We start from the raw sequence: 2379 nt of genomic DNA, 5'->3' as shown, positions 1-2379 counted from the left end.
GGACTGTGCTGGCGACACCAACAAAACTCGACCCCGACCGCCGGCCCGTCGATCGCCGCGCTGTCCCCGGCCGACTGCCCGGTACGCGCGACCAACCCGCCGTCGGCCCCGCCGCTGCACAAGGGCGACGCGGCCGTGTTCATCGAAGATGTCACGCTGGCCGACTGCTCGCGCGTCGGCCCCGGCCAGACCATGACCAAGATCTGGCGGCTCAAGAACGCCGGGGCCGTGCCCTGGAAGGGCTATTCGCTGCGCCGCCTCGACCTCAAGCAGCAGGCTGATCAGTGCCAGACCATCCCCGACGTGCCGATCAAGGACACGCGACCTGGCGAGACAGTCGACATCCAGACCGTCGTCACCACGCCCAGGAAGCCGGGCTTGTGCTACGTGCGATTCAAGATGGTGGACTCTTCGGGAGCGGTCGTGTTCCCCGGAAGCCGCCCCATCAACTTCCAGCTCATCGTCGAAGGGCCCTAGCTCCCCGCCGTGCGTGACAGAGCGGGGAACTAGGGCCGGACGATCTCAGGGGGCTCAGGAACCGATGACGATCCCCGTGTAGTAGTGCTGGAGGATCCTGGAGTAGCTCCAGCCCGCTCTGGCCTTGTCGCGAGAGCCGTACTGCGACATCCAGTCGCCGTCGACCCAGTTGCCGCACGCCGTCGTCGTGGCACAGTACTGGGCCCGGAAGATCTTCCCGCTACGCGTCAGCCGGGTGCCCCAGGTAGCGTCCACCGCGGCGTTCGTCACCGCCTTCGCGGAGCCGGGGACGTACACCTGGCTCGACGTGTGGTCGTAGACGTCGAAGCACTGCCCGCTCGCCGTCTTGCGGTTGGAGTGCAGCGCCCAGTACCAGCCGAAGTTCTTCACGGCCATGGCGCCGGCCTTGAGCGACTCGCTCGGCCAGCTCGACACCCACTCGTTGGGCAGGACGTTCTTGACGTAGGTCTTGAACTCCACCCGCTCCACGCGATCGAGGGACTTGCGGTACACGAGGATCGTGGTCGGCAGCTTGGTGTCCGTGCCGTCGGTCTTGCACCCGGTCGGCGTTGTGGAGCTCACGAACTGGTGCGAGGCGTTCTGGTTCTTGAGCGTGGCGTTGAGGTTGCCCTTGGCGCCTGCGGCGAAGTCCTGGTAGGTGCCGCTGTAGCCGCTGTTGAAGTAGACGCGGACGGTCTTGGTGCTGCGGTTCCAGACGGATGCGGCGGAGTTCTTGATGCAGGTGCCCTTGCCGGCGCCTGCTCCCTTGAAGTCGTAGCAGGAGGGCTGGGTGGTGGCGTAGTCGTCGACCGAGGTGGTGAAGTCGGAGATCGATCCCTGGTTGTCGCTGTTGAAGTAGTAGCAGAACTCGCCGGTATCGCAGACACCGTCGCGGCTTGCGGCCGAGGCCGGCGCCGCGGTGGCGAGAACCGCCCCGCCGAGCGCCATCGCGGCGGTCGCCGCGGCGAGCCGCGAGATCAGCCTGACAGTTCGTAAAGGCACAGTTGTCTTCCTCCTCAAGTCGTGGGCCGCCGAAGCGCTATCGGATGTTGTAGCCCTGGGCGGTCCAGAACGAGGCCGGGTTCGAGTTGTCCAGGTGCGAGTCGCCGACGCTCTTGTACGCCCGCGTCTGCTTTCCGGTGCGCACCTCGACGTGGGTGTGCGCGGCCCCGCTGCTCGACACCCCGTGCCACGACTCGTCGGCGATGATCTGGCCGCGGGTGACCTGCTGGCCCACGCGCAGCGAGGACCGCGGAGCGGAGTGCAGGTAGATCACCGTCTTGTTCGCCGCGGCGTTGTAGATGGCGATCGTGGAAAGGCCCGACCCGCCGGTGGATCCGCGTACGACGTTGGTGATCTGGCCGGCCACCAGGGCGTAAACGTCCGAGCCTACGCTGCGGGCGAAGTCGATGCCCTCGTGCCGGCCGGGGGTGGAGGTGTAGCCGTCGAACCCGCAGGTGATCCTGCCGCCGCTGGTCTTGTACAGCGCGTACGACATGTTGGTGCGGGTCGATGACGACGGGCTGAACTGGTGCGAGGCGTTCTGGTTCTTGAGCGTGGCGTTGAGGTTGCCCTTGGCGCCTGCGGCGAAGTCCTGGTAGGTGCCGCTGTAGCCGCTGTTGAAGTAGACGCGGACGGTCTTGGTGCTGCGGTTCCAGACGGATGCGGCGGAGTTCTTGATGCAGGTGCCCTTGCCGGCGCCTGCTCCCTTGAAGTCGTAGCAGGAGGGCTGGGTGGTGGCGTAGTCGTCGACCGAGGTGGTGAAGTCGGAGATCGATCCCTGGTTGTCGCTGTTGAAGTAGTAGCAGAACTCGCCGGTATCGCAGACACCGTCGCGGCTTGCGGCCGAGGCCGGCGCCGCGGTGGCGAGAACCGCCCCGCCGAGCGCCATCGCGGCGGTCG

Annotated in this window: 3 protein-coding genes; 1 reads left to right on the top strand and 2 read right to left on the bottom strand. The window is 66.7% G+C overall.

Annotation, left to right across the window (positions count from 1 at the left end; all coding sequences use genetic code 11):
* Positions 1–477, top strand: a 477-nt coding sequence (locus ETD85_RS61685) for an NBR1-Ig-like domain-containing protein (protein ID WP_206059641.1), incomplete at its 5' end; no start/stop codon positions are given.
* 54 nt (positions 478–531) lie between these two features.
* Here ETD85_RS61685 and ETD85_RS61680 read toward each other — a convergent pair.
* Together ETD85_RS61680 and ETD85_RS61675 are read right to left on the bottom strand one after the other, a co-directional pair.
* Positions 532–1479 carry a SpoIID/LytB domain-containing protein gene (locus ETD85_RS61680; protein WP_138699000.1) on the bottom strand — a complete coding sequence of 316 codons (948 nt, stop codon included), beginning with the start codon at positions 1477–1479 and terminating at the stop codon, positions 532–534.
* 37 nt (positions 1480–1516) lie between these two features.
* Positions 1517–2379: peptidase inhibitor family I36 protein (locus tag ETD85_RS61675; protein ID WP_206059640.1), on the bottom strand; the 863-nt coding region annotated here is incomplete at its 5' end.

It is taken from the genome of Nonomuraea zeae (assembly GCF_005889725.1).
In the GTDB taxonomy this organism is placed as follows: domain Bacteria; phylum Actinomycetota; class Actinomycetes; order Streptosporangiales; family Streptosporangiaceae; genus Nonomuraea; species Nonomuraea zeae.
The sequence above is the reverse complement of the archived record's forward strand: the minus strand, read 5'-3'. Positions and strand labels throughout refer to the sequence as shown.